We start from the raw sequence: 25,139 nt of genomic DNA on the forward strand, positions 1-25,139 counted from the left end.
AAGAAGCAAGAAGTAAGAATATAAAATAAAAAGCGCCCCGTTGCTTTAGGGCGCTTTTTATTGTGAGGGTACTTTTATACGTTATGGATGACTATCGTGATGATCATCTGTTGTTGGTGATGCAGGTACGGGTATAGCAGCTGCATTTGCTTTTTTCCGGTAAGCGATCTTCGTAATGAATACGAACAACACCGGCACCACAAATATAGCCAGTGAGCTTGCTGCAAGCATACCACCGGCAACTGTCCAGCCAATTGTTTTACGCGCTTCCGCACCGGCACCGGCTGCGAATGCCAATGGCAACACGCCCAGTATAAAGGCCAGCGAAGTCATGATGATCGGACGCAAACGCAACGACACGGCTTCCAGCGTGGCATCTACGATTTCCATGCCTCTGTCTACACGTTCTTTGGCAAACTCCACGATCAAGATTGCGTTCTTCGCCGCAAGACCAATCAGCGTTATCAAACCGATCTGCGCATATATATTGTTGGTGAGGTTCGGTAACAGGGTAAGTGTAAGGATCGAACCGAATGCACCGATTGGCACAGCAAATAATACCGAGAATGGTACGGACCAGCTTTCATACAAGGCAGCCAGGAACAGGAAAACGAATACTACAGAGATACCAAAGATAAGTCCTGTGCTGTTACCTGCCTTGATCTCTTCGCGGCTCATGCCACCAAATTCATAGCTATAGCCTACGGGTAATGTTTGTGCCGCTACTTCTTTGAGTGCATCGATAGCCTGCCCGCTACTAAAACCTGGCTTGGCAACCCCCATGATCTCTGCCGAGCGGTATATATTATAGTGCGATATAACGGCCGGTGTCTCGATTATTCTGGACGTGATGAGCGAACTCAAGGGTACCATGTTGCCTGTACTGTTGCGTACGAAGTACTTGCCTATATCATTGATGTCTTTCCGGTAAGAGGTATCCGCTTGCGATACCACGCGGAAGTTACGACCGTAAATATTGAAGTCGTTCACATATGTACTACCCAGGTACGTTGACAATGTGCTATAGGCATCAGACACGGAAACACCCAGTTTCTTCGCTTTTTCCTTATCAAGTTCTACCTGATAACTTGGTGTACGTGCCGAGAAGAATGAGTACGCCATCGCGATCTCTGGTCGCTGGTTCACAGCACCGAGAAACTTGCGCATCACGCCTTCAAATTGTTTGATATCATCTGTACTGGTGGTCTGTTGCAATTCAAACGTAAATCCGGACGATTGTCCCAGACCCGGTATAGCCGGAGGTGCTATGGTAAGAATGCGTGCTTCTTTAATATCAGCCGTGCGTTTCTGAATCTCTCCCATCACAGCCTGCACGCTTTCTGTTTTCAGATCACGTTCATTCCAGTGCTTCAGATTTACAAACAGAGTACCTACATTCGACTTGTTTGAGAACGTAAGAATATTCAAGCCTGCCAGACCACCCACTACTTTTACCGCGCGGATAGACTCGATACGTTTTTGTATCTCCAGCTGCATCTCGATGTTACGCTTGGTAGAAGTACCTTCCGGCATTTCATAAGTAACATACATGCGCTTTTCATCTTCTGTGGGTATAAACCCGGTTGGCTTATGCTTGAAGAGCCAGAACAAGCCCACAAACAAACATACCATCATTACCATTACATACGGTGTGTGCTTGATCCATTTACCCACACCGCTGGTATAGGAACGTGTCACCTTATTAAACCAGTTGTTGAAGCGATCAAAGAAACGGTCGAGAAAATTCTTCCTGGTGTCTCCGTTGTGTGGCTTCAGCAACAGCATGCTCAATGCCGGTGTAAGTGAAAGGGCTACAAAAGCCGAGATCACTACTGATACTGCAATGGTAATAGCAAACTGCTGGTATAATTTACCCACAATGCCCGGCACAAATCCTACCGGTACAAACACCGCTGCGAGGATCAACGCGATGGCTACCACAGGCGCAGAAATTTCTTTCATGGCACGGGTTGTCGCATCCTTGGGGGATAATTTATAGTGATCCATATTGTGCTGGATCGCTTCCACCACCACGATGGCATCATCCACCACAATACCAATGGCCAATACGAATGCAAACAACGTTAATGTATTGATCGTAAATCCAAACGGTATAAAGAATATGAATGTACCGATGAGCGATACCGGAATAGCGAGTACAGGGATCAGCGTAGCGCGCCAGTTCTGCAGGAAGAGGAACACCACAAGCACCACGAGTGCAAGCGCTTCCAGCAAGGTATGCACCACCTCTTCAATAGAGATCTCCACAACCGATGTTGTTTCGAGTGGCACGAGGTAATCTACATCTTTCGGGAAGCTCTTCTTCAACTCTGCGAGTGCTTTGGTTACGCCTTCGTTTGTCGCCAGTGCATTGGCACCGGGTGCCAGGTATAGCAGCATGAATGCCGCAGGTTTACGCATTACAAACGGGTTATTACCGTAGTTGAACTTGGCAAGCTCCACACGCGCTATATCTTTTAAATATACCAGGCTGCCTTGCTGCGGATTGCTGCGCACAACAATGTTCTCAAAGTCTTCTACTTTGTTAATACGGCTGTTGGTAAGCACGTTGTATTCAAATGCCTGCAACCGCGGCTGCGGGCTCGCACCGATCGAACCGGCTGCGATTTGAAGGTTTTGCTCAGACAACGCAGCGTTTACTTCTGCCGGCGTTATACCGAGGCTGGCAAGCTTCTCAGGGTTCAACCAGATACGCATACCGAAGTCATCGCCCACCATCACGATATCACCCACACCACTTACACGCAGCAACGCATCTTTCAGGTATATATTTCCGAAGTTTCCGAGGAAAGTTGCATCGTGTGTTCCCTTTGGAGAATATAGTGCCAGTGCGAGAAATATACTGGGGTTACGCTTGCGTACCGTGATACCGAGACGTTTTACAATCTCCGGCAGTGCAGGCTCGGCCACACTTACCCGGTTCTGTACATCAAGCGTAGCAATGTTTATATCGGTACCAATATCGAATGTTACCGTAATAGCACTGACACCACTGCCGGTACTGTTACTGGACATATAGGACATACCGGGGGTACCGTTGATCTGTGCTTCGATAGCCGTAGTGGTGGTTTGCTCCACCGTTTGTGCATCTGCACCAATATAGGTGCTGTTCACGTTTACCGTAGGCGGTGTAATATCCGGGTACTGCGAAATGGGCAGTGTTGTCATCGCGATGATACCCACCAGTACAATTACCAGGGATACTACGATAGACGTAACCGGCCGTTTTATAAATACATCTGAGATCATTTGTTCTCGGTTATAAGATGAATGGTTGTCGGGTTATTTTTTTGCTGCTTGTGGAGCATTGCCACCAGGTTGACCAATGTTGATCGGTGTACCTTCGCGAAGGCTCTGTATACCTTCGGTAATGATCACATCACCTTCTTTCAGGCCATCGCGGATAATGATATTGCGACCGACCTGCTTGCCCAGTTTTACTTTTACCTGCGTGGCCTTCGCGCTGTCAGCCATATATACATAGAACTCACCGAGCTGCTCGTTAACCGCTTTGTACGGTATAATTACTGCCTTGCTGGTAGTTGTTTGCACGAGCAATGTGCCGCTCATACCTGAACGCAGAATATGGTCTGGATTCGGAAATTCAATACGCATTTTGATGGTACCGGTTTGCGGATCAACCGCGCGATCGATGATGCTGATCTTTCCGGAGTACGGGTATAACTCACCTTTGAATGATAAACGGAATGTCGAATCATTCTTGGCTGCCTTACGGGCAAGAAGCTCTGAAAAGCGATAGATCTCCTGCTGATCAACGGTAATATCGACAGCGATCGGATTATCAGAAGAAATAGTGTTGAGTATGGTCTGACCAGGCGTAACGGCTGCACCGAGGCGCACCAGCGAGATACCAATCGTTCCGTCAAACGGAGCCGTAATGGAAGTATAACGCACGTTGGTTTGCACAGAACGTACGGCAGCTTTCGCCGCATCTACCTGTTTCTGCGCAGCTTCATACGTTGCCTCAGCATAGTCAACCTGTTGTTTGGCAATAGCATCTTGCTTGTCCAGTTCACGATAGCGATCTACATCGCGTTTCGCTTTTTCAAGGTTTGCTTCCTGCACGGAAAGGTTGGCGAGTGCCTGGCTATAGTTGGCCTCCGATTGTTGCTGATCGATCGAGTATAATTTCTGTCCTTTCTTTACCTGTTGACCTTCCATGAAATGTATACCGGTAATATAGCCGCTCACCTGCGGGCGCAGCTCTACTTCCTGTAATGCACGTACAATGGCAGGATATTCGTCATAGTATGCGGCATCTCCGGTCGATACTGTTTGCACAGCCACATTCACCGGCGGAGGCCCCTGCATCCCCTGCTGATTTTTATTTCCGCAGGCAAATGTTGCAAGCAACAATGCCACAGAAGCGTACGATGGTATATTTTTAAATGACATAGTGTAATGGTTTCTGAGTTAGTAATTGATTTGTCCAAGTGCCCGGAGTACATCCATCTTACTGGCCAGTACGAGGTTCAGGGCGTTGAAGTAATTGATACGGGTGGTTCGAAGATCAGTCTCTGATACCGTTACGTCCAGGTAGGTGCGAACACCGTTCTTGTATTGAAGCGTAATGACATCATACACTTCCTGGGCAAGTGCTGCATTTTCTTTCTGCGCCAGGTAGTTGCTCAGATTGCTTTTATAAGCCGCCAGTGCGCGGGTATACTCTGTGTTCAACGAGTTCTCAAGATTCTTCAGACTCACATCAATACGCTTCTCCGTCCATTTCTGCTCCTGTATCTTGGCGATGCGTTTACCTCCCTGGAAGACAGGAATGGCCAGCGTAACACCGGCATACGAATACGGGTATCGCTTATTGTAAAGTTCACCAAAGCTATTGTTCTGGTAATTCAATATATAGGAACCAAATGCACTTAGCGTTGGCAGAAATGCCCAACGTGCATACTTCACGTTCGCATGCTGAAGCTCTTTCGATATGTATAAAAGCTTGTAGTCGATGTTCTGCGAGAAGTTGATCTGTTGCGTGGTATCAAACGCGATCTCGTTCTCCATCTGCGCGGAATCGTACTGAACATTTAAAGAGCCGTGCACGGGATATCCCATTAACATCTTGAGATACTCTTGTTTATAAAGCAATTGCTCCCGTGCACTTTTAAGAGATGCCCTGGCATTGTTCAACGAAATCTGGGCCCGCTTGTAATCGGTCTTATCGGCAACACCGCTGGTATACCGGCTATAAGAATCTTTGAGGCTTCGTTCCAGTCGCACAATCGATTCTTCATTTACTTTGATCGTTTGAGTGGTAGCCAACAGGTCGTAGAATGCCTTGGTGACATTTACAACAACATCAATTTTACTCTTTACTGTATTCTGCTCGGCTTGTATTCTTACTTTAGAAGCCGTGCTGCTGGCGAGCAATACATCGCGGTTAAAGATTGCCTGTGTAGCATTGATCTGGCCCGATGAAGTATTGTCAACACCAAAACGAATGGTGTTTCCACCGATCACACTTGTCTGTAAGTCGAAGAAACGCTGGTAGTTATAGGTAAAATTGATCTGCGGATACCAGTCTGCGAGTTTGCCCTTGATTACTTTGTTTGTAATCTCCTGGTCAATAACAGCCTGTTGAACGGCGGGTTGATGTACAAGAGCATACTGAACAACTCTGTCTAACGTAGCGACTTGCAACGTGCTATCCTGCGATGTACCCTGCTGCTGTGCATAACTCATCCACGGGAGAACAAGTACAATCGCGACAATCCATAAAAGGTCTTTTCTTTGGGTTAAGGTCGATTGCATAGTGTGTTTAAAAATGTGTAGTAATTACGGGGTATGGTTTTTTAGTGGCGAGGCCACAACGGTGGTTGTTTGGAAATTGCTTTACGGAGAATCTGTCATGTATACATGTTTGGTCTATAGTTCATTACGTTTTTAAATAGTCAATTTTGTTGTCTATTCAGAATGGGAGTCGTTCAGCCTTTTAAAATATTGTATCGGTCAGGCAAACCTTTTTCAGATATAGGAGCATCGGTTTTTTTTATTTAACAAATTTGTCAACGTAAAGTAACGGCAACGGAGTTCACTTTTCCCAGAAAAATTTTCATGAAATATACTGGTCAGAGTATGTGCAAAGGTTTGCACCTGATAGTCGTAATTGTAATCGTTAATAGCTATATATGTGATGAGTGCCCGTAAAACATCTACACCGCTTTAACTGGTAATGATAACTTTTGATTGAACAATTGAATTGGAATTTTCTTCAAGATTTACACAGAAGGTAAAAAATTAGGGAAGACGGAAAGGCAATAAGCTAACGGCTGTATATTCAAACTCTCACGGTCAGGCGCTGGCTGTCTGTCATACAACAACTGGCCTTCTCCCAGCTCTTGTACATCACGTATGCGTCTATTGTGATGAATGATTCCGGTCCCGTAGCCCAACCGTTTGCCCATGCCTTGGTTCTGCCAAAATATATACCTGTCAGAACATCCTTATTCTTAACAGTCAGTGCAATTAAGCTTTTCACGCGTAGCATATGCGATTAACTAAAAAAAGGATGAACACGATCTCGCGCAGCAGTAGTTGAAAGCTCAGGGCTTTTTAAAATTTTTCAGCTATTTCTTAACAGCCACTACAATACCCGTGGCCCATACTTGTCGTGTCAAGATCAGGTCCTGCCGTGCATCCAGTATAGCCAACAGGTTGGTAACTTTTTCATGGTGCCCCTCCGGCCAGTTAGGTTGCGGTAGCATGTCATCAATAATGTATAGTCCGCCTTTGTTTAGCATGGCGAGTGTATCCTCAAGCATCCGGTATTTGCCATGCCAGGTGTCTGCAAATATATAGTCGTATGTTTGGCTGCGATTGTTATGGAGCCAATCGCCACCATCGGATGCAACCAGTTCTAGGCGTGTGTCTGCCCCCAGGTATTGGGAAGCTATATCCAGAAATGATTTGTCATTGTCTACTGACACCAGTGTAGAGGCATGGTCCATACCATCGAGTATCCACGCAGTAGACAGGCCGGTTCCTGTGCCCAGTTCCAGAAATTTTCCACCCGGCTTGGAAGCTGCCAGTGTACGCAACAGTGAACAAGTAAGTATATCAGAGGCCATGGTAAATCCGGAGACTTGGGTAGCTGCCAGTATCTGCGTGTAGGCACCGGGTAATGGCTGGTTAATTTGTTCCGTCATAAATGTGAACGATCAGTTGTTTTGATTTATATATGCATCAGATTGAAACATGTATAGCAAACATCAATTACTGCATATATATGAAAATAATTTCACCAACGTATACGTATACAAAATTGATTTATTACTTTTAAGTAAGCTAACGTTCGCTATTGTTGCAAGTATACGTATTATGAAAGTTTCCTGCTCATTTTATCGAGGTCGATACCTTTACCCAGTACAGGCTTGAACAAATCACCGGTTTCTCTAATCCTGTCTACGGCATTGAAGATCGTGAAATCTGTCATTTTTAACCCCTTCTTTACTTCATCCCAATGCAGCGGCATGGATACTGTAGCACCTGGTTTCGGGCGCAACGAATACGGCGCTGCCAGCGTTGCCTTCGGACGATTCTGCAGAAAGTCAAGATACATTTTTCCCTTTCGATTAGACACTATACGTTCAATGCTGGTAAACGTGGGTATCTCTTTATGAACATGCGTTACCAGAACGCGGGCAAATTCCTTAGACTGCTCATAGGTATAGCGGGCACCCAACGGTATATAGATGTGCAATCCCGTGGAGCCACTGGTTTTACAATAGGATGGTATACCAATGCTGTCCAGCAGTTGATGCGTAACCTGTGCCGCTATAATTACCTGGTCGAATGAATTTTTATCCGGATCAAGATCAATGATACACCAGTCAGGATAATCCGGTGTATCTACACGACTACTCCACGGATTCATTTCAATACATCCCATCGATGCCATCAATAGTACATCAGCTTCACTCTTCGGAATCATGAAATGTTTGTCCACCTCAATCTCATCACTGCTGTGGTACAGATATGTGCTTACCCAATCAGGCACTTTGCCGGTAACATCTTTCTGATAGAAGCTCTTGCTTTTGATACCATTGGGAAAACGATTAAGCGACTGCGGTCTGTCTTTCAGGTATGGAAGTATATAAGGTGCAACCTGGTAATAGTAATTCAGCATGTCGCGCTTTGTTACTTTTTCATCAGGCCAGTATAGTTTGCTCAGGTTGGTAAATTTTATTGAGTGGCCATCCACTTCACGCACTTGCGTTTCATCGGTCGGATTCAGCAGCGTGCTCCGCTCCCGCCTGGCATGCGCTTCCACAAATTTTGATTTTGCTTTACGCACATCTTTACCAACAACTTCTTCTGCAGGAATTGCATTTTCACGCGTAACATCGTGCGCTTTCTTATCAACCCGCATACCTTCAAAAGATGGATGGCGCATTACACCATCGCTGGTTATCTCGGTATAGCTCACTTCACAAACCAATTCCGGTTTAAGCCATGTAGCCGTAGCCTGGGCCGGGCGTGGATTGAATCGCGAAGGTTTGTTATAGTCCGGAAGTCTTGTAAAAGGATGTTTCTTCACCACAAGCGGTTTGAACTGCTGCATCATTTCCTGCTGCTGCTTTTGCGTAAAACCGGTTCCGATTTTTCCGGTATATACAAAGTCGTTACCTTCATAAACGCCCACCAGCAGAGAGCTGAAAGCCTTGCCTGAATTTTCGTTTTGGGTATATCCGCCAATAACAACTTCCTGCCTTTTGTTGGCTTTGATCTTTAGCCACTCTGTAGTGCGGGTGCCCGATATATACAGGCTATCCGCCTTTTTGGCCATCATGCCTTCAAGGCCCATCTGTGTTGCTGCCGCGTAAAATTCTTTTGCGGTTACATTGAATGATTCACTCACGCGAATCATGCCATTGCCAGGCGCGATACTTTGCAACACTGCACGCCTTTGTTCCAGCGGTACATTGCACAGATCTTTACCATTTAACCAAACAACATCGAAGAGATAATACACCAGGTCGCCATCGGCCTCGCTTCGCCAGTTTTGCAGTGCTCCAAAATCAGATTGACCATTTTCCCCGATCACAACAATCTCTCCATCTACAATCGCGTTGATGTTCCATTCTTCCAGGGCATGATATAGCGGATAAAATTTCTTATTGAATGACTTATCGTTGCGCGATTTCAATTCTACCACGCCTTCATGGATAAAGGCAACCGCGCGATAGCCATCCCATTTTATTTCATATAACCATCCAGGTTGATCGATTGGTTTATCAACCAATGTGGCCAGCATAGGAACCAGGTTCGTGTAGAACTTTTTCTTCGGAGCCGATTGAAGAATGGATGTAGCCGATGATGCATCATCGGATGCAGGTTCCTCTTTCCGGGCATGAGGAGCACTGCTCGTTTTTCGCGCAGTCTTTTTTACCGTGCGCGCTCCCTTTTCTTTCTTACGCGGAGTCTTTGCTGCCACACTCTTTTGTCCGTAGATTCGTTGTGGCGCTGCCTTAACCTGTTCGAGTGTTTTCCTGGAGATAACCGATCGATCTTTCAGAAGTATATCTTCTTTATCAGCATATTTATCTTTCAGTTTCATTAGCAGCCAACTGTTCTCACCACGGCTGCTGGCTTTTACCAAAGCAAAAGCACCTTTCAGTTTTTTGCCTTGCAGTATAAAGCTGATCTTGCCCGCATGCCATTGCCGGAGTAACGCTTTGTCTTCCGATTTTTTATCCGGAAAATCATCGTCAGCATGATATATACCTTCATCCCACACGATCACCGTACCGGCACCGTAGTTGCCTTCCGGTATAACGCCCTCAAAATTCCGATAATCAAAAGGATGATCTTCCACCATCATCGCCAGGCGTTTTACATCCGGGTCCATGGAAGGTCCTTTTGGAACCGCCCAACTCTTCAGCACGCCTCCCATCTCCAGGCGGAAGTCGTAATGCAAATGAGAAGCTGCATGCTTCTGCACAACAAAGCGCAACACCTCTGTATCAGCCTTTCCCCCGGTGGGCTCCGGTGTGCGTGAAAAAGAACGTTTCTTTTTATATGTGGTTAGTCCCATAGCGTTCTTTCAAAAAAAGGATCGATATTATTTCGATGCCGTCTTCCGACTGCTTCCGAATTTCTTCGCCGGTGTCTTGCGCTTTTTCTCGTATGCAACTTCAAACTTCTCAGACTTGTTAACGTAACTTCTGTCCTTGGGACCTCTTTTCTTGCTGGCTGTTTTCATAACCTTTGTGTTTTTAACAAGCCGTTAAAAAATGGTGCCACGTAACACGTAGCTTACTTGCTGGCATGCAAATAGTACTTCTTCAAAAGTGAATGCTTTTAGCGTACCTACAAGAAGTATATATTTCGAATGTAAAAGTATATATGCATGGCTATACAATCCGCTGGACTTTTAATGTGTCGCAAAATTTCAGGAAAGCAGGAATTCTTCCTGGTACATCCCGGTGGCCCCTACTACGTAAAAAAGAACGAAGGTGTCTGGAGTATCCCCAAAGGTATAGCCGATAACAACGAAGACCTGCTGGCCGCAGCACAACGCGAGTTTCATGAAGAAACGGGGCTCTCTTCCTCGCCTCCGTTTCATGATCTGGGCACAATAAAAACCAAAGGCGGCAAGATTGTGCACGCCTGGTGTTTTGCAGGAGCCTGGGATGAGAGCAGTCAGCCAATCGTCTCCAACACATTTCCTATGGAGTGGCCACCGCACTCGGGCAAATACATTAACGTAGCGGAGGTAGACCGTGCCGCGTGGCTGGGATTTGAACAAGCGGCCAGGCTGATCAACCCGCAGCAACTACCATTCCTCGAACGGGCGCATGCGATATATAGTTGACCGGCATATCCAAATTCAAGCTTCGTTTCCGTTAAAGCCGGTTTTGTGCAGATTTCCGATAACAATCTTAATGATCGATTAGTACAATCGTATTTTTGCACATTTCTGCTATCATTTTTTTAAGAGCCGAATACCGCTAATTTTGCTTTAACGTTCACCTCCAGATTCAAGCATGAATTGCAGCAAGGCTTTCGTATTCCTGTGTTTACTGGTCATTGTTTCTGGTCATACATTAGCGCAATCGAAAGTCATCGATAGCCTCGAACAGCGCCTTTCAAAAGCCTCACAGCAAGAAAAAGTTGATCTTCTCAATCAACTCACGTACGAATTCATCACGCGCGACAACGACAAAGTAATATTGTATAACCGACAGGCAACAGAGCTTAGCCAACAAATTGGCTATATAAAAGGTGAAGCCGTTGCTTTTGCATATCGCGGTGTATACGAATATCTTTCCGGGCAATTTACCGCTGCACACCATGATCTTCATCGCGGGTTGACATTGTCTATACAAGCCGGTGACCGTGCCAATCAAGGCTATACTTTGTTACAGCTCGGTGTTTGCGCGTTGGAAGAAGTAGAGAATGATTCCGCATTATTTTACTTCAGCAAATCGTACGAGATCTTCAAGGATAGCAGCAACGCCGTTACACTATCGAAGATATATCGGAACATGAGCGCCCTGTATGGACAGCGCTACGATTACGAAAAGCAACAACTTTACCTGGATCGGGCCATTGCGATTCGCAGACTATTGCCCGATAAAATATTATTGGCCGATGCGCTTACTCTGAAAGCGGGCAACATGTTTGCATCCGGTGATCTGGATGGTGCCGAAGTTATGCTCGATGAAGCCGAGCTCCTGGTAAAAGATTATGAGGATGATGCCGAAGACTTCAACGATGTGCAGCATTTGCGTGCGCTTATCTTTTTTCAGAAAGGTCGTTTCGGGGAAGCAGTAGCGTTGTTTGATTCTGCCCGTGTCTACTATCTGAAAAAATTGCTCATTCGAAAGTATATAACATTGCTCACCGATATGGGAAAAGTATTTTCTGATCGCGCGGAGTATGAACTATCACTAAACAACCTGTATGATGCGCTCAAGCTCAGCAAGCAGCAAGGATTTGAAGCCGATACCTATAGTATCCGCAACCGCATAGGCTGGGTAAACTTTCATCTCGGTGATATGATGCAGGCACTCCGAATAGCCAATGAAGCTCTGGGCAGTGGTGCCAAGAGACAACTGCAAGGCGATATGGCAGAGGCACTGATGCTAAAAGGAGTTGTGCTAACCGAGTTGCATAATTTTGATGCAGCCCGGATGGCCCTCGATTCCGTAATCTATATATATACCCGGTGGGGAGATGACCGTGCGCTCAGTGAGGCGTTGATGAACCGCGGCTTGCTTGAAGCCGCACAAAACCACCCGGCTCGTGCTCTTGCGTTGTATCGTGAGAGTATACAACGTGCTGAAAACTCTGATTATAGTTACGGCCTGGCCTGGTCGCAATGGGCTGCCGCTGATGTATATATCCATTCTGGTAATTATACCGAGGCCACCCGGTTGCTCGATCTATCAGAACAATTCTGTCATCGTGCACATGCCAATGAGCTGCTGATCCGAAACTATAACACGCGAAGAGATTTACTCGCTGCACAGAACAAGTTCAAAGAATCGCTAAAGTTTTCTATGCTGGCCAGCACCTTAAAAGATTCGGTTCATCGTACAGATCTGGCACGCAGATTTGTGAACCTTGAAAAGACGCAGGAGATTGAACAACGCGACCGTGACATCAAGGTGTTACAAAAAGACAAGCAGCTTGCAGAAGACAAGATACACTTGCAGGAGTCGCGGCTACGGCAGCAGTATATTTTACTGATTGCCGGCTTTATTGTGATTGCCTTGTTAGCGGTTCTCGTATTCGTGTACTATCGTTTTTACAGTCGCATTAAAACGCTCAACAAGGTTATTACCGATAAGAATAAAAATATACAGGCACAAGCCAACCAGCTTCAGCAGATGAATGCGGAGCTGAAACATCTGTACCACGAAGTCTCAGAACAAAACGAAGAGATTCAAACGCAGGCTAATAAACTTGCCGAGAGTAACAGAAACATCAGCGACCTTAACCGCGGCCTCGAACGGATGGTGGCCGAGAAGACGCTTGAGCTGCGCACTACCAATGAAGAGCTGGTGAAACACAACAACGAATTGCTGCAGTTCTCTTATACGGTTTCGCATAACCTGCGTGGTCCGGCTGTGCGCCTCATTGGTCTGGCTGAACTGGCACAGGCAGAAAAAGATATCGTGCATGTGCAACGATGGATAGAGCTTATCTCCAAGACGGCTTCCGATCTGGACATTGTCATTAAAGACTTGAATAAAGTGCTCGACCTTCGGAATGAACCGGATCAATACCTGGAAGTAACGGAGCTTGAAAAAGAATGGAAGCAATGCATCAGCCTTTTGCAGGATAGCTTTACCGGAGAAGAAGAGATAGTAGCAGACTTCCATGCGTTACCCAGGATCATTACCATAAAGGCAATGCTGCAAAGTACGTTCTATAACCTGTTGAGCAACGCCATTAAATTTCGTTCGCCAGAGAGAAAACTTGCCGTAACAGCCACCAGCAAAAGCGTGGACGGCAAGGCTATATTGGAGATACGCGACAATGGCCTTGGCTTCGACACGCAATTGCATAAGGAGAAACTATTCAAGCTATACAAGCGATTTCATACACACGTGGAAGGGCGTGGTATAGGGCTATACCTGATCAAAGCACAGATTGAAGTATTGCGCGGAAGCATCGAAGTGGAATCGGAACTCGGGCGCGGTTCAACATTTCGGGTAACGCTGCCACTGATACTGGAAGAATCGTTACAACATACTGTTCACAATCAACCTGCCGAACCCGGTTCAGGTATATCTGAGTAAAAAATAAGCCCCAGGATTGACCCCGGGGCTTTTAATATATTCTGTAGATTACTTTTAGAAGCTATATCTCAAGCCCAATTGACCTTGCCAGCGTGAGCTGAACTGATCGATTGAGTAGGAAGTTGTAGGGCGTGTAAAAGTATACGTAGGTTGTGCAGTAGAATTATTGGCGCGGGTCACACGAAGTCCCATGTCAACTGAAGAGTTTTGTGTATTCGGTGTAAAATATACTCTTCCCCAATTCTTGTTCAGCATGTTCGAGAAGTTGATCACATCGAACGTGATTTGTAACTGGTGTGTCTTCTCTCCTACCTTGAAATTTATGTCTTGCATCAAACGAAGATCGAGCAGGTTGTTCCATGGTGTTCTCGCTGCGTTGCGTTCTGTAAATTCACCTTTGTGTTTGCTCAGGTATGGATCATTGTTGATAAAGTCCGCAAGGTCTGCATATTGCTGAGCGGCTGTTGTAACTGTACCGTCTGCATTCTTTTTGTCTACGAGATTAATCTGATCTGCAGAGGCCGGTATAAACATCAGGTCAACCTGCTGGCCTGAACGCGACAAGTTGCTGTTCGCTGTATTTACCCACGTGAACGGTGAACCAGACTGGTTCGTAGAGATCAATGAAATGTAAGAGGTCAATTTATCATTCCATGATTTTTTATACTGCACAGTAGCTACAATGCGATGACGGATATCGAAGTTTGAATAAGTCAGGCCCGGGTTGTTAGGATTCAACGCCTGGTTCAACTGCCATCCTGATTCCGGTGAATTGCGTATACCGTTCAAAATATCTTTTGATTGTCCGTAAGTATAGGCGGTCATGAAGCTCAAACCAAACGGATATTGCTTGGAAAGTTGTGCTGTCACCGAATAACGTTGTCCTTTGGTAGTGTTGGTGATCAGATATACACTGGAGAAATTGTTGCTTACGCGGTTGCCGGTAGCACCACCTGACAGGTACAAAGGTTGCTGATGATTTACATCGGTAGCAGCGTAATATACAGAGTCCTTCAGGTTGATCTGTTTGATCTGCACATCTTTCAATGTTTTTGTATACAATGCTTCCAACGTCAGTTTATAGCCGTTGCCCAGCATTACATCGGTTGCGAAGCTGCTTCTCCACATTCTAGGCATTTGAAAATTTTTGTCAAGAATATCAAGCTCAACGCGGTTTGATGATCCGTTTGCCGCGGCAAAGTTCTTGAACTGTGTAGGATCTGTTGGTATTGCCGTACCTGCTTTCGGCGGATTCAGATCAAGTGCAGCATAGGTCTTGCCATCGTTCACGTAAGCATATCCCAACCAGGCAAAAGGTATACGGCCGGTAAATATACCGCTACCGCCGCGCAATACCAGTGACTTATCGCCTTTCACATCATAGTTAAATCCGACGCGAGGTGAAAGATATACTTGTCCGAAGAACTTGTTATTGTTAGTGGCTACCGGATTGCTATAGGTATAGGTTGTTCCATAGTTGGCCGGAGGATTCGGGAATAAAGCATGCGCATCGGTTGGCGGTGTGTTCGGCATGATCGTGATATCTGCGCGAAGTCCATAGGTCACCACCAGTTTGGTTGTTGCTGCAAGTTCATCCTGAATATACAAGCTGTTCATGGAGATGTTGAACTTGGCCGGAGAGTTTGCCAGGTTGTTGCTCAGACTGTTATCGTTAGGATTGTAGATCGCACGCATGCGTGAAGGCTTGTCAGCCAGGAAGTCTGCAAGGCTGGCGTAATCAAATCGTCCGTTATAGGAGTTAATGAATGTATAGTCGATCTTATAGAACTCGTTATGCGTACCCAGTGTGAATGAGTGGTTACCCGTGAACCAACGGAAGTTATCTGTAACCTCAAATGTTTTCTGATGCATATTGAATACAGCCGCCTCGCGGTTCGTTCCAATCAGTGCGTGACCGCTGCCTATACCGTTGATCTGTATCTGTGGAAACAGTGTGCCGTTTGGATCACGGCGATCGGTAATATCTGTATACCCTACAATCAAGCTGTTGCTGGTCGTGTTTCCAAAACGGCTCTTCAATTCAGCAACTGTGCTGATGTTATGGTTCTTTTGAACAAAATCGTAGTTACCGAATTGAAATTCAGAAGTAGAACGTTCCAGGTTACTGGCTTCTGAAATTACGGAGTTATTGCGAATGGCAAGCGAGTGATTTTTATTGATAACCCAATCGAGACGGTTAAAGAACTTTACGCTCTTGGAGTAAATGTTATAGTCTTGCGTAGCACCGGGATCATAACCTCCCGCAGGGTTGTAGGTTGATGCCGGAAGCGACTTCAGTTTATTAGTGATCTGGTTCGCTATATCCGTTGTCATGAAATAATTCGGAGCCCCTGCCGGAAAGAATGCCGGTATCTGGCTGCGGGTAATTTCTTCATTGGTAAACCAGAACAATTTATCTTTTATGATAGGGAAACCAATGCGAAAACCGGTTTGATAATCATGATAAGCGTTGGCGATAGAGCCATCTCCTACTTTATCATTGCCTTTATATTTACCGGTAATTGCTGCGTTTCTGCCGAAACCATATACTGAACCGGTAACATTGTTGCTACCACTTCTTGAAACGGCGTTAACACTACCACCGGTAAAGTTACCGAGTGTAACATCGTAAGGCGCCAGTTGTACCTGCACTTCCTGTATCGCATCGAGACTGAATGAATTGGTACGTGTGCTGCTGCCCGGTTGATTGGCTGTACCGCTTACACCTCCCAATGACGGACTGAATCCGATGGCATCGTTGTTAATGGCACCATCCAACGTAATGTTGTTATACCGGAAGCTTGTACCCGCAAAAGAGTTGTTGCTCGCTTGTGGAGTAAGGCGTGTAAAATCAGAAAAACTTCTGCTCAGCGTAGGCAGGCTCTGCAATTGCTCCTTGCTTACACTGTTGCTGGTACCGGTCTTGTTCAGATCCAGAATATTATCTGCCACTACCTGAACCTCCTGAAGCGTTGTTGATTCTTCTTTTAATTGAACATCCAGTTTCAGGGTTTCACCCAGCTTCAGTGTAACATTCTCAAGTTTCTCAACCTGGTAGCCAATGAATGTTACCGTAACCTCATAAGGGCCACCCGGATTCAGGTTGCGCAATGTATAGCGGCCATCAGCATTGGTTACCACACCATATACTGTGTTGGTTGGTTTATAGATCAATTGAATAGTAGCCCCGGGCAAATCATCACCTTTAGCATCGGTGATCTTTCCGCTGACGGAACTGGTTGTAACTTGTGCCCACGTAAAAAGCGGAACAAGTAAAAACAGAAGAACAGGTAATAATCTCGTTTTCATAGAAAGACGAATTGTTTTGGTTGGTATGAAGTAAAAAGTAAATAGCTTGGAGTGCTCAGACAATCTGGGCGCGGGCGCGATAAACCGCTGTTAAAAGTTACAAATCGGAATTCGCGGCAACCTCTGCAGGGTGTAATGCTATAGGGCTGTAACTTGTGATGAAAAGGATTTATCACAAGCATTTTAGTAAACGCGGTATCTGTATCATGACTTTCAGCGCGCTGATTAAAATTTATATCCGGCAGACAAGTGTCCACCGTAAAAAAGGTCATCAACGTATGCAGAGATAGCTTCACTTTGCTCGCAGTTCTGGGCACAAAGGTGCTGAAAAGAAAGAAGGCCGTGTGTTGCTAAATCATTAAATCGATACACATATTTAACATGAAGTTAACATACGACATCTTGCAAAATATATTTGAATTTTAATAACTAAGAATTAGGCACTTAGATGCCAGGGCTCAGGGATTGACTCTGAGTTTGCGCCCGGCAGTAAACTAATTCTCTCCGATAATGCTTTTAAGGATACTGCATGATTGAACTTTACACGCTATATGTCTGAACCGTTGAAGGAAAGACGGTTGGGACTTTTACAGGCCACCGCGATTAATATGACTGATATGGTAGGGATCGGTCCTTTCATAACCCTTCCCATGGTGATCGGCATCATGAACGGCCCTTACTTTTTATATGCATGGGTGGCGGGTGCAGTGCTCTCTATCATTGATGCACTCGTTTGGAGCGAACTCGGAGCAGCCTTTCCGCTGGCAGGAGGATCGTATAACTTTCTGAAAGAAGCATTCCCCTCCAGGAAAATTGGCAAACTGATGAGCTTTCTGTTTGTATGGCAAACGCTGATACAAGCTCCATTGGTGATCGCTTCCGCTGCAATCGGTTTCGCCTCTTACTTCTCTTACCTCACACCGCTCACAACCTGGGAAAGTAAAATGGTAAGTGGCGGTGTGGTGATCTGTATTGTTATTCTCTTGTTCCGAAAGATTGAAGATATAGGGAAGATCAGCGTCCTGCTATGGATCATTGTTATCGGAACGATCCTTTGGATCATTGCTCAGGGCATGGCTCACGGCAATTTTACGATGCCACTTCAAACTATGAATGAAGGCATTACCATGAACCACAGCTTCGCGGCCGCGATTGGTTTCGCTTCCGTGAAAACGGTATATAGCTACCTCGGGTATTACAACGTCTGTCATCTCGGAGGCGACATTATCAATCCATCCAGAAATATACCGCGCAGTATGCTGCTATCCATAGTCGGTATATTTGCACTCTATCTGCTCATGAACGTGAGCATCGTAAGTGTTATTCCCTGGCAAAAAGCAATGAACAGCGATTATGTAATCAGCCTGTTCATGCACGAGCTGGGCGGACCATTGGCGGGCAAGATCATTACCGGGCTTATATTGCTGGTGGCATTTGCCTCTGTATTTTCGGCTACCCTTGGCTATAGCCGCATTCCTTATGCCGCTGCCGTTGATGGTGCTTTCTTTAAAGTGTTCTCACGTGTACATCCCAGGGGAAACTTCCCGTATGTATCAATCGTGTTTCTGGGGGCGGTCGCTTTTATATTCAGTCTCTTGTTCCGGCTCAGTGATGTTATCAGTGCAATCCTGGCTATGCGTATACTGGTACAGTTCATCGGGCAGGCGGTGGGACTTCTATTGTTGGCGAATAACAAGCGCAAGCACTTCCCTTATAAAATGCCTTTCTTTCCTGTGCCCGTTTATATTGCTATCGGCATGTGGCTTTGTATCCTGATTTCCACCGGCTGGAAGATGGCGCTTGGCGGAATGAGTATGATTGTACTGGGAGTAGTGGTATACTTTGCCAAAGAGAAACTTCAGACTGCTGACGACTAACGTTATGCTACGCTAAAATATACTTGTTTAGACGTATGTTTCTTAAAGCATCTTTTCAAGTTCTGCAACTACACGCGGTTAATTAAAAGCCTGCGAGTGGTTCATAATCAGCTGCACGTTACTATTTGTTGTGTTCGCTACCTTTAAAACACCAACGATCTGGCTTAGTGAATCCCAGAGGTGGAGATAATCCAGGATAATTCTCTCCTTTGCACGCTCCTTTTCGCCGGCGCTTTGTCTCACAGGTTCAACATTTTCCAGGTCTTGCAACAGATAAGATGGACATTGTTGAATAAGATGCGATCTGATCTTTTCAAAAAATGCGATGGCTACTGCAGCCGGAGCAACAGCCGAGATAGTCTGCATCTGGTCATCGTCTTCGTCTGGGAGGAAATCATAGAAGTAATTCCGTTCGTCTTCGGACATTATTGCATTCAATGAAAAAGGAATGCTGGTATACTTTATCAATGGGGAACCTTGCAAAATGCTGGCGACTGAATTATCCTGCTCTGAAACAACAACTTTGGCAACTGACTGTGAAAACTCATCTTCGCCAGAAGATATTCGGATGGTGATCGCTACATCTGTCATAAAACTTTGAATGGTGGCTTATGGGTTCAGGAATCTTCTAAATCATTAATACGGGTATTTCATAACTGAGGTTAGCCAAAAAATTAATCGGCTGCAATTTATTTTACTCCAGCGGATCTATAGTCGTCAGGTATATATTAATTATCAACATTGTTATGCTTCTTCTCCCCCATCTTACGCTAGATGAAATTATAAACGAGAACATGTTAAGAACACACCGACTTAACTGTTCAAAAGTATACACTAATTGTCCGTTACCGCACAAATAATCTGAAAATAGAAAGTCAGATACAGGAAGTAACTTCATCCACTTTTATTCATTGCTCATAATTACTGTAACTTGGGCAAAGGGTTACAAAAAAAATGTACAAATCGGCATATAACATCTTTTGATGAACGGTATCTGCATTAAATTCACTTTCAATACAACCTGAGAAAATACACCCATCGCCCCGTAAAAGGTATGACAGTGAACCACGCATGTGGCCAAACTGTATAATTACCTTCTAAAGAACGGTGTTGCATTCGTACGTCTCCCGGCAATTAGTAACAGGAGATAGAAATGCATGTGAAGGTTCGGATAGACGTGTGCTTCGTTTCTGAAAAGAGCCGATCATTCACAACGTCTTCTCCAACCTTCACAGCAATAATCTATACCGACTCCTGTTTTTTAAAGTTTCTGTCAAGCAACGATCCATTATTGTATGTCTGCGATTGCGCCAGACGATTGGTTGTATCAAAGCTTTTCCTGCGGGCACGATGCTGGTATCGCTGTACACTTAATTTATAAGCGTCATACGCAATAACAACCGACAGCAAAATACAGACGACATAGAACAGTTTGAATTGCAACCACTGATATGAAAAACCGGCAACAACAGCACCACTGATGTATGATGTTGTTATCGATGCGATAAGCTTTGCCTTACCCCTAAGCTCAGTATTATTGCGAAATTCCTTTTTAGTGAACATGGATAGAAGGATGCCAAGATCGGTGGTTGCTCCGGTAAGGTGCGTTGTTTTCACTGCGAAATTAGAGATACTTGCCGTTAACCCGTTCTGAAGCCCCATGGCAAACAACATCAATGACAAAAGCGCTTCTGTCTCCAGGAGCGTTTCCTGGTAAAAGAACTGTCCATATATACCTACGGTTAACAGGCAAATCATTTCCAGCACCAGCGGCAAGGCATGGGCTATATATTTATTACGATTAACATGTATAACAATCAGGTTGGACACAAAGCTTCCGAAGAAGAACAACAGTATCCACCCGGCTGCAACCAATACCTGGTAATAGTCGCCTTTGCTCATCTCCGCTGCAAAAACAGCAAAGTATCCTGTTACATTAGACGAGAACGACAGGAAGATGAGAAAGGACGCAACGTTTACCATACCCGCAACAAATGCTGTCAGCACCCCCAACCGAATATTATCGGCCAGGTTTCTGCTATTGCTATATTTTCGTAACATGTTCTGTAATCTTTTTTTATCGTTTGAATATCAACTTGGCCACACCACGTACCTGCATATCTGAATCAAAGTTCAGCACCATCTGATCGCGGGTCAGTTCGGTGAGGTTATAGTGTTCAACAATCCGATCGTTATATTCCAATTCAAGTATATGTCCCCGGCCCTTTATCTTCCACTTCACTGCAGTATCGGCATGGTCACCTTTCAGAATTAATGTTCCATCCGGGCGAAACAGCCATTTTTCTGCTGAGTGAATGATCAGGTGCCTGCCCAATTGATCTTTCACAGTCTGCGACATTTGCTCTTCCTGTTTTACTTTCTCCAGATCTTCCGTTGAATAAACTTTCTCATATTCCCACGTCTGCTCATTCCATACCCCCACAATCAATACATCGGGGCCGGGTATGGAATGCTTCAGCCAGGCCAAAGCGGAGATCGCCAACAGCATAAGTATCACACCGATGATTCCTGGTTTCATAAGCCAATTATTTTTATTGCCACTATAGCGTACTTGTGAGTAAACCTGCCAGCAAGTCGCCTTCTGAAATATACTGTGGTTGTTCAACAATTACCTGCATTACCGGCACACCGCTTTTAAGAATCAGTGGCACAGGGTTAAAACTGTTCTCGTGCTCACGAAAGGTATACAGCTGCGGTATCAGTACCTCATCAACTTTCTGCATACTTACCAGGGTTTTGAAAGCATCCGTACTCCGGCCGTGAAATACTTCAAACCGTATACTCTGTATCTTTTCAGGATACTTGTTTTGAATAACCGCGCATCCTTCGCGGAAGTCAGAGCTCATTGCAGTATCCAGTATTTTTTTTGGTGAGTAAAATAACAGATCAGTTATAGAATCGGGCAACAACGTGCCATACAGGAATAGTATATCCAGTGCACGGTTCTCGTTTACGGCTGCATGTTTCAACAGTAATAAAGGCATTACTGTGAAATCGGTGGGTATTAAAATTGTTTTGCGCATATAATTTTCTTTTTGCGCAAGGTGGCATGTCCTGATTAGGATGATCTAAGAGGCAGATTAAAATGTAATGGCAACGAGATTAAAATCTGTTAAGAAACGCCAGGATTAATTACCCGGTATATTGGCAAACGGAAACGTAAGCCGCACTGTGGTGCCTTCATTTACTTTTGATGTAACCACAATAGCTCCCTGATGCTGGCGAACGATGTTTCTGGCCAGCGGTAACCCGATGCCATAGCCCTCAAAACTGTGAGTGTTAGACGCCCGGTAAAATGGATCATAAATATATTGCAATTCAGACTCCGGAATACCGATACCCGAATCTTTCACAACGATAACGACATGTTCATCCGTGGTGCCGATCGACAGCACTACAACTTTATTGGAAGAATACTTGCAGGCATTACTCACAATGTTGGAAACAGCCAGATGCAGCAATTGAGCATTGCCTCTGATCTTTAGCTTCAGCGGGTTGTCGGGTATGAGGCTCAGGTCAATGTATACCTTATTTCTCGGGTTGATCTTGTCGATCGTTTCCTTCACATCCCACAACAGTTGGTCTACACGCAGAATCTCCATCTTTTGCTTTTTGCCATCAAATCCGGTCTGCGCCAGGAACAATAGCGAGCGGGTAATTCTTTCCAGTCGCTCTGCTTCCTTCAGAATAATGCTCAGCGACTCACGATATTCTTCCGGCCCGCGGCTTTTAGACAATGCTACATCCGCTTCGCCTATAATACCGGTGAGTGGTGTGCCCAGCTCGTGCGAAGCATTGCTGATAAAATTATTCTGCGTAGCAAACGATGTCTCCAGCCGATCCAGCATGGTATTGAATGTAATCTTCAACTCATTAATCTCGTCATGAACACTGGACGTGGTAAGACGCAAATGCAGGTTTTGAGAGTTAATTTCTTTTACCTGATTGGTAATTTCCTGAACCGGATTAATAATATACCGCGAGAATACTACCGATGCTGATAACACAAGCAATGAAACAGAAATGATGGCCACCAGTAAAATTCTTCGAAGATTTGCGAGGTGATGTGAGTAGTAGTAATTCTCTGCGGATACAATAACTATATAGCGATGTGCATCCTTCTCATACAGGATGCCGGCAAAAAATACATTATCCTTCTGGTAGTATGATATATTTCCGCCTACAATATCGGTAAAGAAGGATTGCGGCAAATGAAGCTGCTCACGCTCCTGCGTGAAATCTGTATTTCCGGTAATTTCAAAAATATAGTCTTCTTCTTCCGGAAGTTTCTCCAGTATACGATCGCGCATCTGCTGAAAGGCGGTTGCTGATTCCGTCTCCAGCATAATGCCGGCAGCCACGGCCGCCCGCGTTTGAAGACGCTTGTAGAAATCGTTAAAGGTATATTTGATAACGAAATAATAAATAGAACCGCTCATCACGATCATGATAGCCAGTGTTACCAGAAAAAAAACAAGCGCTATACGTGTACGCGTCTTCATTCGTCCTTCAATACATATCCCATCCCGATTACCGTTTGCAAAACACGGAGTGCATTGTTTTGTTCAAGCTTCTTGCGGAGATAATTTACATATACATCTACTACATTGGTACCCATATCAAAATCTACACCCCATACCTGGTCGAGTATTTCCGTTCTTGAAAGTACACGCTTCGGATTTTTGAGAAACAACAGCAACAGGCGATATTCTGTAGAAGTAAAAGTAATAACGGTTTCTCCACGCTTTACGGTTTTGGTAAGATCATTCAGTTCGATGTCGGCAAACTTATAGAGATAGGGCTCTGCTACGGGTGCGAGCTGAGCCGGATCAGTTCTTCGCAGAAGTGATTTGATCCTGGCCTGTAACTCAATGAACTTGAAAGGCTTTACCAGGTAATCGTCAGCACCGGTTTCGAGTCCAAGCACAACGTTTTCCGCTGTACCCAGGGCCGTGAGAAACAGGATGGCTACCTTCTTATTATAGATTCGTATCTCTTTGCATATTTCCAGTCCATTCTTATCGGGTAGCATAATGTCGAGTATAATTACATCATACTCATAGGTCATAGCCATGTGTGTTCCCTGGTTGCCATCGAGGGCAACACTAACTTCATAGCCTTCCTCCGAAAGTCCTTTCCGGATGAATGAAACTACGCTGCTTTCGTCTTCTATCAAAAGAATCCGCTTCATGTATTACTGTTTCAGGCTGCCAAAATAGTAAAATCTTTCGCTACCGTTCCATAACACCCGCAAGGGTATAATCTCTCCTGCTGATTCCGGTTACACCGTTATAGCGCACAATTCAGCTATAGAAATACCGATCGGAAATTCAGGAATTGTAATCGACCAAATTCGTTAGTAGATTGTCGCACGATTTACTCAACCCAAAACATCGTTCATTAACTAAATGTTATTACTATGAAAAGAACAGCAAGTGCACACTGGAGTGGTGACCTCAAAGCAGGTAAAGGCGACATCACTACGCAAAGTACAACCCTCAACAAAACACAATATTCATTTAATACGCGCTTTGCAGATGGCGTAGGCACCAATCCGGAAGAACTGATCGGCGCTGCACATGCTGGTTGTTTTACCATGGCGCTAAGCGCTGCCCTGATGCAGGCCGGCTTTACAGCAGGTAATCTCGATACAAAAGCTACCGTTGAGTTTGACACGAACGCGCTGAAAATAACCGGTATTACACTTGATCTGACAGCGGCACAGATTGCAAACTTATCAGCTGAGCAATTCAAAACTATAGCGAATGCTGCCAAAGAAAACTGCCCTATATCCAAGGCACTCGCCAGTGTACCCATTACATTGAATGTGAGCTATTAATCGGCAGGCATTTGAATATAACTATATAACAAACGGGCGACTTTACGAGTTGCCCGTTTTGCTTGTATGGTTTACAGTTCGTGATCGTACTCCCGTTTCACTTTACCGTATAATTAGTTAATTCCAGCAATGCCACTGCTGCACTCTGCAAGTTATGATACATCGAGGTACGTTAACGTCCGAATGTATTCGACAACATTCTAACAAGGAACATCGAATGACGAAAGGAAAGTACAACATTCGGCCAGCAACCTGTAGCCAGAAGCCTGCAACTATTCCTATCGCATGATAGTA

Annotated in this window: 17 protein-coding genes; 4 read left to right on the forward strand and 13 right to left on the reverse strand. The window is 45.0% G+C overall.

Translation table 11 applies throughout. From position 1 onward, the window contains the following. Window positions 1-81: 81 nt before the first annotated feature. The 6 genes from V7Q33_RS10830 to V7Q33_RS10855 form a co-directional block, all read right to left on the reverse strand. On the reverse strand, window positions 82-3,270 hold the full coding sequence (locus V7Q33_RS10830) for an efflux RND transporter permease subunit (RefSeq protein WP_333819848.1): 3,189 nt from the start codon (window positions 3,268-3,270) through the stop codon (window positions 82-84). Between the two features lie 33 nt (window positions 3,271-3,303). Next, window positions 3,304-4,437: an efflux RND transporter periplasmic adaptor subunit gene (locus V7Q33_RS10835; protein ID WP_331974486.1), complete on the reverse strand. Its 1,134-nt coding sequence runs from the start codon at window positions 4,435-4,437 to the stop codon at window positions 3,304-3,306. Between the two features lie 18 nt (window positions 4,438-4,455). Next, the gene (locus V7Q33_RS10840; RefSeq protein ID WP_331974484.1) at window positions 4,456-5,802 is read right to left on the reverse strand and encodes a TolC family protein; all 1,347 of its coding nucleotides are present in this window, start codon (window positions 5,800-5,802) and stop codon (window positions 4,456-4,458) included. A gap of 815 nt (window positions 5,803-6,617) precedes the next feature. Beyond that, a complete protein-coding gene (locus V7Q33_RS10845; RefSeq protein ID WP_333819849.1) occupies window positions 6,618-7,196 on the reverse strand; it encodes an O-methyltransferase in 579 nt (192 codons plus the stop codon). A gap of 170 nt (window positions 7,197-7,366) precedes the next feature. Then, on the reverse strand, window positions 7,367-10,084 hold the full coding sequence (gene ligD, locus V7Q33_RS10850; RefSeq protein ID WP_333819850.1) for a DNA ligase D: 2,718 nt from the start codon (window positions 10,082-10,084) through the stop codon (window positions 7,367-7,369). A gap of 27 nt (window positions 10,085-10,111) precedes the next feature. Next, window positions 10,112-10,252, reverse strand: coding sequence for a hypothetical protein (locus V7Q33_RS10855; protein ID WP_331974478.1), 141 nt, complete (start codon window positions 10,250-10,252; stop codon window positions 10,112-10,114). 147 nt (window positions 10,253-10,399) lie between these two features. Here V7Q33_RS10855 and V7Q33_RS10860 point away from each other — a divergent pair, with 147 nt between their 5' ends. Together V7Q33_RS10860 and V7Q33_RS10865 are read left to right on the forward strand one after the other, a co-directional pair. Next, entirely contained in the window at window positions 10,400-10,864 is a 465-nt protein-coding gene (locus tag V7Q33_RS10860) for an NUDIX domain-containing protein (RefSeq protein ID WP_331974476.1), read from the forward strand. Window positions 10,865-11,036: 172 nt separating this feature from the next. Further along, window positions 11,037-13,799 carry a tetratricopeptide repeat protein gene (locus tag V7Q33_RS10865; RefSeq protein WP_333819851.1) on the forward strand — a complete coding sequence of 921 codons (2,763 nt, stop codon included), beginning with the start codon at window positions 11,037-11,039 and terminating at the stop codon, window positions 13,797-13,799. Window positions 13,800-13,853: 54 nt separating this feature from the next. On the opposite strand, the gene V7Q33_RS10870 is transcribed toward V7Q33_RS10865, so the two are convergent. Beyond that, complete coding sequence (locus V7Q33_RS10870) at window positions 13,854-17,108, reverse strand: TonB-dependent receptor (RefSeq protein ID WP_333819852.1); 3,255 nt, start codon at window positions 17,106-17,108, stop codon at window positions 13,854-13,856. 551 nt (window positions 17,109-17,659) lie between these two features. Here V7Q33_RS10870 and V7Q33_RS10875 point away from each other — a divergent pair. Continuing rightward, entirely contained in the window at window positions 17,660-18,985 is a 1,326-nt protein-coding gene (locus V7Q33_RS10875; protein ID WP_333819853.1) for an APC family permease, read from the forward strand. Between the two features lie 78 nt (window positions 18,986-19,063). Here the strand turns inward: V7Q33_RS10875 and V7Q33_RS10880 are convergent, their stop codons facing one another. The 6 genes from V7Q33_RS10880 to V7Q33_RS10905 form a co-directional block, all read right to left on the reverse strand. Continuing rightward, window positions 19,064-19,576 carry a hypothetical protein gene (locus tag V7Q33_RS10880; RefSeq protein ID WP_331974468.1) on the reverse strand — a complete coding sequence of 171 codons (513 nt, stop codon included), beginning with the start codon at window positions 19,574-19,576 and terminating at the stop codon, window positions 19,064-19,066. Window positions 19,577-20,227: 651 nt separating this feature from the next. Beyond that, window positions 20,228-21,046 carry a YoaK family protein gene (locus tag V7Q33_RS10885; RefSeq protein ID WP_333819854.1) on the reverse strand — a complete coding sequence of 273 codons (819 nt, stop codon included), beginning with the start codon at window positions 21,044-21,046 and terminating at the stop codon, window positions 20,228-20,230. 16 nt (window positions 21,047-21,062) lie between these two features. Then, window positions 21,063-21,524: a hypothetical protein gene (locus V7Q33_RS10890; protein WP_333819855.1), complete on the reverse strand. Its 462-nt coding sequence runs from the start codon at window positions 21,522-21,524 to the stop codon at window positions 21,063-21,065. Window positions 21,525-21,546: 22 nt separating this feature from the next. Further along, a complete protein-coding gene (locus V7Q33_RS10895) occupies window positions 21,547-22,029 on the reverse strand; it encodes a hypothetical protein (RefSeq protein ID WP_333819856.1) in 483 nt (160 codons plus the stop codon). A 105-nt stretch (window positions 22,030-22,134) separates the two neighbouring features. Continuing rightward, the gene (locus tag V7Q33_RS10900) at window positions 22,135-23,508 is read right to left on the reverse strand and encodes a sensor histidine kinase (protein ID WP_333819857.1); all 1,374 of its coding nucleotides are present in this window, start codon (window positions 23,506-23,508) and stop codon (window positions 22,135-22,137) included. Continuing rightward, window positions 23,505-24,197, reverse strand: coding sequence for a response regulator transcription factor (locus V7Q33_RS10905; protein WP_331974458.1), 693 nt, complete (start codon window positions 24,195-24,197; stop codon window positions 23,505-23,507). Before V7Q33_RS10905 ends, V7Q33_RS10900 begins: the two co-directional genes overlap by 4 nt. A 228-nt stretch (window positions 24,198-24,425) precedes the next feature. Between V7Q33_RS10905 and V7Q33_RS10910 the strand changes: the two genes are divergently transcribed. Continuing rightward, a complete protein-coding gene (locus V7Q33_RS10910; protein WP_331974456.1) occupies window positions 24,426-24,845 on the forward strand; it encodes an OsmC family protein in 420 nt (139 codons plus the stop codon). Window positions 24,846-25,139 lie beyond the last annotated feature (294 nt).

It is taken from the genome of Ohtaekwangia sp., assembly GCF_036786105.1.
Taxonomy (GTDB): domain Bacteria; phylum Bacteroidota; class Bacteroidia; order Cytophagales; family Cyclobacteriaceae; genus Ohtaekwangia.

Coding starts and splice junctions, on each gene's coding strand:
- V7Q33_RS10895 (WP_333819856.1), bottom strand. CDS start 22,029: ATGCGCAAAACAATTTTAATACCCACCGATTTCACAGTAATGCCTTTA.
- V7Q33_RS10840 (WP_331974484.1), bottom strand. CDS start 5,802: ATGCAATCGACCTTAACCCAAAGAAAAGACCTTTTATGGATTGTCGCG.
- V7Q33_RS10905 (WP_331974458.1), bottom strand. CDS start 24,197: ATGAAGCGGATTCTTTTGATAGAAGACGAAAGCAGCGTAGTTTCATTC.
- V7Q33_RS10865 (WP_333819851.1), top strand. CDS start 11,037: ATGAATTGCAGCAAGGCTTTCGTATTCCTGTGTTTACTGGTCATTGTT.
- V7Q33_RS10875 (WP_333819853.1), top strand. CDS start 17,660: ATGTCTGAACCGTTGAAGGAAAGACGGTTGGGACTTTTACAGGCCACC.
- V7Q33_RS10910 (WP_331974456.1), top strand. CDS start 24,426: ATGAAAAGAACAGCAAGTGCACACTGGAGTGGTGACCTCAAAGCAGGT.
- V7Q33_RS10885 (WP_333819854.1), bottom strand. CDS start 21,046: ATGTTACGAAAATATAGCAATAGCAGAAACCTGGCCGATAATATTCGG.
- V7Q33_RS10830 (WP_333819848.1), bottom strand. CDS start 3,270: ATGATCTCAGATGTATTTATAAAACGGCCGGTTACGTCTATCGTAGTA.
- V7Q33_RS10845 (WP_333819849.1), bottom strand. CDS start 7,196: ATGACGGAACAAATTAACCAGCCATTACCCGGTGCCTACACGCAGATA.
- ligD (WP_333819850.1), bottom strand. CDS start 10,084: ATGGGACTAACCACATATAAAAAGAAACGTTCTTTTTCACGCACACCG.
- V7Q33_RS10870 (WP_333819852.1), bottom strand. CDS start 17,108: ATGAAAACGAGATTATTACCTGTTCTTCTGTTTTTACTTGTTCCGCTT.
- V7Q33_RS10860 (WP_331974476.1), top strand. CDS start 10,400: ATGGCTATACAATCCGCTGGACTTTTAATGTGTCGCAAAATTTCAGGA.
- V7Q33_RS10880 (WP_331974468.1), bottom strand. CDS start 19,576: ATGACAGATGTAGCGATCACCATCCGAATATCTTCTGGCGAAGATGAG.
- V7Q33_RS10835 (WP_331974486.1), bottom strand. CDS start 4,437: ATGTCATTTAAAAATATACCATCGTACGCTTCTGTGGCATTGTTGCTT.
- V7Q33_RS10890 (WP_333819855.1), bottom strand. CDS start 21,524: ATGAAACCAGGAATCATCGGTGTGATACTTATGCTGTTGGCGATCTCC.
- V7Q33_RS10855 (WP_331974478.1), bottom strand. CDS start 10,252: ATGAAAACAGCCAGCAAGAAAAGAGGTCCCAAGGACAGAAGTTACGTT.
- V7Q33_RS10900 (WP_333819857.1), bottom strand. CDS start 23,508: ATGAAGACGCGTACACGTATAGCGCTTGTTTTTTTTCTGGTAACACTG.